This window comes from Isoptericola sp. NPDC055063 (genome assembly GCF_053608125.1).
In genome coordinates, this window is sequence record NZ_JBSGUW010000002.1 from 310,621 (window position 1) to 316,620 (window position 6,000).

At 73.3% G+C, this 6,000-nt stretch carries 7 protein-coding genes; 3 read left to right on the forward strand and 4 right to left on the reverse strand.

What is annotated here, in order from left to right; genetic code table 11:
• Positions 1 to 4 precede the first annotated feature (4 nt).
• A complete protein-coding gene (locus ACWF41_RS03345; RefSeq protein ID WP_380324610.1) occupies positions 5 to 589 on the forward strand; it encodes a hypothetical protein in 585 nt (194 codons plus the stop codon).
• Between the two features lie 140 nt (positions 590 to 729).
• Complete coding sequence (locus tag ACWF41_RS03350) at positions 730 to 1,146, forward strand: VOC family protein (protein WP_380324607.1); 417 nt, start codon at positions 730 to 732, stop codon at positions 1,144 to 1,146.
• Positions 1,147 to 1,185: 39 nt separating this feature from the next.
• Here the strand turns inward: ACWF41_RS03350 and glmS are convergent, their stop codons facing one another.
• The 4 genes from glmS to ACWF41_RS03370 all read right to left on the reverse strand — a co-directional run bounded on the left by glmS (position 1,186) and on the right by ACWF41_RS03370 (position 4,328).
• The gene (glmS, locus tag ACWF41_RS03355) at positions 1,186 to 3,024 is read right to left on the reverse strand and encodes a glutamine--fructose-6-phosphate transaminase (isomerizing) (protein ID WP_380324604.1); all 1,839 of its coding nucleotides are present in this window, start codon (positions 3,022 to 3,024) and stop codon (positions 1,186 to 1,188) included.
• A 14-nt stretch (positions 3,025 to 3,038) separates the two neighbouring features.
• Entirely contained in the window at positions 3,039 to 3,299 is a 261-nt protein-coding gene (locus tag ACWF41_RS03360; RefSeq protein WP_380324601.1) for a hypothetical protein, read from the reverse strand.
• 87 nt (positions 3,300 to 3,386) lie between these two features.
• Positions 3,387 to 3,632: a DUF2180 family protein gene (locus ACWF41_RS03365; RefSeq protein ID WP_380324598.1), complete on the reverse strand. Its 246-nt coding sequence runs from the start codon at positions 3,630 to 3,632 to the stop codon at positions 3,387 to 3,389.
• A gap of 174 nt (positions 3,633 to 3,806) precedes the next feature.
• Complete coding sequence (locus tag ACWF41_RS03370; RefSeq protein WP_380324595.1) at positions 3,807 to 4,328, reverse strand: MarR family winged helix-turn-helix transcriptional regulator; 522 nt, start codon at positions 4,326 to 4,328, stop codon at positions 3,807 to 3,809.
• A gap of 84 nt (positions 4,329 to 4,412) precedes the next feature.
• Between ACWF41_RS03370 and ACWF41_RS03375 the strand changes: the two genes are divergently transcribed.
• Positions 4,413 to 5,906 (forward strand): MFS transporter, encoded by a 1,494-nt coding sequence (locus ACWF41_RS03375; protein ID WP_380324592.1) that lies wholly within the window; start codon positions 4,413 to 4,415, stop codon positions 5,904 to 5,906.
• The last annotated feature ends 94 nt before the right edge of the window (positions 5,907 to 6,000 follow it).

Genomic DNA, 6,000 nt, shown 5'->3' on the forward strand with positions numbered 1-6,000 from the left:
GGGCATGACGCACCACGACCCCCGCCACAGCGCCCCGACCGACCTCTCGACCGTCACCACCTCGCCCGTCCGCCGCTACCGCGGGGTCGGCGTGCTGGCCCTCGCCTCGGTCGTCGCCGTCACGACCACCGCGTGCGGCGCCCTCACCGAGGCGTTGCAGGACCGGAGCTCCGGCCACACCCGCGCGTTCTCGTACGACAGCGGCGCGAGCGGCAAGGCCGCCGACGTCCTGCCGTCGTGGGTGCCCGACGACGCGGCCGACGTCCGCGGCGTCTTCCGCACCACGGGCGACGAGGTCATCCTCACGATGGACGCCGACCTGGCGGACCTGCCCGCCGAGTGCGCAGCCGTCGACGCCGACCACCCGCTCGTCGCGAAGCCGGCCCGCGACGGCCTCACGGTCGAGGACTACCGCGTGGACGCCACGCTCAAGGCGGCGTGGTGGCCGTACGGCCAGGAGCTGGACTCCACGCGCGTCTGCGGCGGCTGGTGGGTGGGTGCCCAGGACGGCGCGCTGTACGCGTTCACGCCCGAGCTCAAGGCCGTGAAGGTCGAGGAGCAGCCCGACCCGTCGGACGCCCCGGCCTGACGCACCCTCACCGCCGGGCGAGTTTTCACCCGGCGCTCCCCCGACGGGGGCGAGCTCCCGGACGGATCCTGGAGGGGTCCGGCACCCTCGTGGCGGCTCCCCACGCGCGGGGACCGGCGGCACGAAGGAGTGGAACGGCGATGGTCACGACTCGGCGCGGGTTCTCCAGCTTCTCGGTGGACGACCTCGACGCGGCACGCAGCTTCTACGCGGACACCCTCGGGCTCCGCGTCACGACCCTCGACGAGGGCATGGGCCTGGTGGTCCACCTCGGCGACGGCGCCCCGGTGTTCGTGTACCCGAAGGAGGACCACACGCCCGCGGCGTTCACCGTCTTCCACCTGGCGGTCGACGACGTCGACCCGGTGGTGGACGACCTCGTCGCGAAGGGCGTGAGCCTGGAGCGCTACGACGGCTTCGACCAGGACGAGAAGGGGGTCGCGCGCGGCTTCATGGAGGGCGGCGACGGCGCCTGGTTCACCGACCCGGCGGGCAACGTCATCGGCCTGATGGACGGCGAGGGGGTGCGGCAGCTCCTCGACGAGATCGGCGGCTGACCCCCACCGCGGACCGCCGCACCGCCCCCGCCGTCGTCGTCACTCGACGGTGACGGACTTGGCCAGGTTGCGCGGCCGGTCCACGTCCTCCCCGAGGGCGACGGCCGCGTGGTAGCCGAGCAGCTGGGTGGGGATCGTCAGCAGGATCGGGTCGAGCTCCACCTCGTTGCGCGGCACCTCGATGCGCGCGGTGGCCGCGTCCCCGAGCTCGACGCCCGGGTGCGTGATCGCGACGACGGCGCCCCCGCGGGCGCGGATCTCCTGCGCGGCGGTGATGTTGCGCTCCAGCAGGTCGTCGGCCGGCATGATCGCGACCGTCGGCAGCTCCGGGCTGATGAGGGCGAGCGGGCCGTGCTTGAGCTCGCTGGTGGGGTACGCCTCGGCGTGGCGGTAGGTGATCTCCTTGAACTTCTGCGCGCCCTCGCGCGCCACCGGGTAGCCCCGCACGCGGCCGATGAAGAACAGGCTCGGCGCCTCGGACAGCTCCTTGGCGGCGCTCGCGAGGTCCTCCTCGTCGCCCAGGATCTGCGCGATCTGGCCGGGGATCGCGCGCAGGCCCGCGATGATCCGCTTGCCGTCCGCGAAGGACAGGTCGCGCACGCGGCCCAGGGCCAGCGCGAGCAGCGCGAACCCGACGCCCATGTGCGTGAGCGCCTTGGTCGACGCGACGGCGACCTCGGGCCCGGCGTGCAGGTAGATGCCGCCGTCCACCTCGCGGGCGATGGACGACCCGACGGCGTTGACCAGCCCGACGACGGTGCCGCCCTTGCGCTGCACCTCGCGGACGGCGAAGAGAGTGTCCGCCGTCTCGCCCGACTGGCTGACCACCACGTACAGGGTGGACGGCTCGATGATCGGGTTGCGGTAGCGGAACTCGCTCGCGGGCTCGGCGTCCGCGGGGATGCGCGCCAGGTCCTCGATCATCGACGCCCCGAGCTGGCCCACGTAGTACGCGGAGCCGCAGCCCAGGATCTTCACGCGCGCGAACCGGCGCAGCTGGCGCGGATCCAGGTTGAGGCCGTCGAGCTTGGCGGTGCCGAACCGGTCGTCGAGGCGGCCGGACAGCATCCGCTCCACCGTCTCCGGCTGCTCGTGGATCTCCTTGTGCATGAAGTGGGCGTGGCCGCCCAGCTCCAGCTCCTCGACGGTGAGGTCGATCGTCACGGCGTCGCGCGCCGTGTGCTCCTCGTCGTTCGTGAAGGTGCGGAACCCGTCCGCGGTGACGGAGGCGAAGTCGCCGTCGTCGAGCAGCACCACCTGGCTGGTGTGGCGCACGATCGCCGCGGCGTCGGAGGCCACGAACATCTCGCCGTCGCCGACGCCGAGCAGCAGCGGCGAGCCGTTGCGCGCCACGACGATCCGGTCCGGCGTCTGCACGTCGAGCACCGCGAGCGCGTAGGTGCCGTCGATCTGCGCGACGGCGGCGCGCACCGCGTCCTCGAACTCGAGGCCCGCCGCGAGCTCGCGCGCGACCAGGTGCGCGACGACCTCGGTGTCGGTGTCGGAGGTGAGCTCGATGCCCTCGGCCGTGAGGCGCGAGCGCAGCGCGTGGAAGTTGTCGATGATGCCGTTGTGCACCACGTGCACGCGGCCGTCGTAGGAGGTGTGCGGGTGCGCGTTGCGCTCGCTCGGCTCGCCGTGGGTGGCCCAGCGCGTGTGCCCGATGCCGATCGTGCCGGCGAGGCGCGCCGGCAGCGCCGCCTCGAGGTCGCGCACGCGGCCCTTGGCCCGCACGACGCGCGACGGGTGCGCGCTCGAGCGCGGGTTGAGCACGGCGATGCCCGCCGAGTCGTAGCCGCGGTACTCCAGGCGGGTGAGGCCCTCGACGAGGACCGGTGCTGCCTGCTGGGGGCCGACGTAGCCGACGATTCCGCACATGGGACGGTTGCTCCTTAGCCGTAGATGGTGCGCCGGACCTGGCGCTCGCTGAGCTCCGGCGCCGCCACGAGGCGGTCGCGGAGCTCGGCGGCGATCTGCGCGTAGATCTCCTCGTTGCGGCGCCCGTAGGTGCGCAACGTCGCGTGCCGCCGGCGCACGTAGTCCTCGACCGGCTCGTGGTACCAGGCGAGGACGTCCTCGACGACCCGTGCCGCCTCGGACGGGGAGAGCCCCGTGGAGGTCGCGATGCGGGCGACGAGATCGGCGTCGGTCACCCCGACATCATGCGCGCCTCGCCCTCGACATGCCAGATCCTGCCCGAAATCGGGCAGGATCTGGATCGGACAACGGCGGCACGGGCGTCAGACGGTCGGCTCCTCGCCCGCCGCGGCCTCCTGCCAGGTCACGGACCCCGGCGGGGCGCACACCGGGTCGTACATGCGCCGCCCCGGCAGCCGGTACAGGGTGGGGTTGCCCGGCGTGTGCTCGTGCACGACGGCCGCCCCGACGCGCACGTGCTCCAGGCAGGCCCCGGCGCCGCACGTGGAACAGGCCGCCACCGCCGGCGTCACCCGGTCGAACCCCGTGGCGCACTTGTAACAGTTCATCGCGCTCTCCTTCCCCGGCGGGCCCGGGCGCACCCTGCGGGGCGCCGGTCGAGGAGGGTCGACGGGCGTCGGCGCAGGGCCCTCGGCGGCCCCGCGGTTGATCGGTCGATGGAACCAACGTACGGCCGACCCCCCGCGCTCGCGGTGACAGAGGTCACACCGGGTGCGCGGAGGCTACGCCTCCAGGACCGCCTCGCCGTACGCCGCCGTGAACCGCTCCAGGAGGTCGAGGAACGTCCCTGCCTCGTCGCCCAGCACGGCCAGCCCGTCGGCGTACGCGCCGAGCGCGCGGCTCGTGGCCCGCTCGAACGCGTCGAGCCCCTCGGCCGTGGGCTCGATCAGCCGCGCGGGGCGGCCGGCCTCGGTGAAGCGGCGCAGGTAGCCGGCCGCGAGCGCCGCGTTGACCTGCCGGTTCACGGTCGACTGCTCGAGCCGCAGGGCGTCGGCGATCTCCCGCAGCGTGCGGGGGCGGCCGTCGGAGAGCAGCCACAGCAGGCGCCCGTCGGCGGTCCCGAGCTCGCTGCGGTGCTCCGCCGTGCGGCGGTTGACGTCGAGGCGCACGAGCAGCGACGCGACGCGGCGGTCGGTGGGCAGGTCGGGGCCCGCGCCGAACGGCGCGGACGCGGTCGCGGGGTGGCCTGCGGCGCGGCCTCGGGTGGCTGTCGACGACCCGGACGACGGTGTCTCGGACGGCATCGGGATCCCTCCAGGGTTGACGCGGGGAGATATGTAGGTAGCATACACAACGTCTAATGTAACTTACACATCCCGAGGTGTGCCGTGAGCTCGTCCCCCTCCCCCGACGCCCCGCCGGCGTCACGGTCGTCCGCCCGCGCGCTGGCCGTCATCGTCGTCCTCGCGTTCAGCAGCCTGTGCGCGGCCCTCATGCAGTCGCTGGTCATCCCCATCCAGAGCGAGCTGCCCGACCTGCTCGGCACCACCGCCAGCAACACGTCGTGGGTCGTCACCGCCACGCTCCTCGGCGGCGGCGTCGCCATGCCGGTCACCGGCCGTCTCGCCGACCTGTACGGCAAGAAGCCCGTCCTCGTCGTCTCGGCCGCGATCCTCGTGGTCGGCTCCGTCGTCTGCGCCCTGTCCGACTCCGTGGGCCCGATGATCGTGGGCCGCGTGCTGCAGGGCGTCGCCATGGGGTATATCCCCGTCGCGATCAGCATGGTGCGCGAGACCGCGCCCGAGCACCTGCGCAACACCGCCGTCGCCGGCATCAGCGCCACCCTCGGCGTCGGCGGCGCCCTCGGCCTCCCCCTGGCCGCCTGGATCGCGCAGGACTTCGACTGGCACGTCCTGTTCTGGGTCTCCGCCGCCCTCGCCGCCATCATGACGCTCGCCACCCTGGTCGTCGTGCCGCACGTGCGCGACGCGCACCCCGGCCGGCTCGACGTCGTCGGCGCCGTCGGCCTGGCCGTCGGCCTCGTCGGCGTGCTGGTCGGCGTCTCCAAGGGCAACGACTGGGGCTGGGACCAGGCCAGCACCCTCGGCATGATCGCGGGCGGCGTCGTCGTGCTGCTGCTGTGGGGCTGGTACGAGCTGCGCCACCGCGACCCGCTCGTCGACCTGCGCACCACCGCCCGCCGCCCCGTGCTGCTCACCAACCTCGCCGCCGTGCTCATCGGCTTCGGCATGATGGCGCAGTCCATCGTGGTGCCGCAGCTGCTGCAGATGCCGGAGGCCACGGGCTACGGCCTCGGCCAGACGATCCTCGAGGCCGGCCTGTGGATGGCGCCCGCCGGCCTCATGATGATGGCGTTCACACCGGTCTCCTCCAGCCTCCTGACCCGGCTCGGCGGTCGCAGCACGATGGCGATCGGCGCAGCCGTCCTCGCCCTGGGCTACGTGGTGGCCGTGTTCCTCATGGACGCGCCGTGGCAGCTCATGCTCGCGTCGTGCGTGGCCTCGGCCGGCGTCGGCATCGGGTACGCCGCGATGCCCACGCTCATCCTCACGAACGTGCCGGCCGCGGAGTCCGCCGCGAGCGTCGGGCTCAACAGCCTCATGCGCTCCATCGGCACCACCGTGGCGGGCGCGGTCATGGCCATCGTGCTGACCAGCCAGACCACGGTGCTGGCCCCGGGCACGCCCGCCATCCCGACCGGCGGCGCGTTCCAGCTCTGCTTCGTCATCGGCGCGGTCGCGGCCGCCGTCGGCGCGGTGATCGTGCTGTTCATCCCGCGGCGGCCCGCCGCGACGCCCGACGACGGCCGCCACCTGCGCGCCGTCCCCGACGCGGAGGACGACTCCGTCCTGGTGGGCTGACGCCCGCCCGTCGGGGGGGGGGGGGGGGGGGAGGAGGGGAAGGGGAAAGGGGGGAAAAACAAAAAAAAAAAAAAAAGGACAGAGAACCACCACA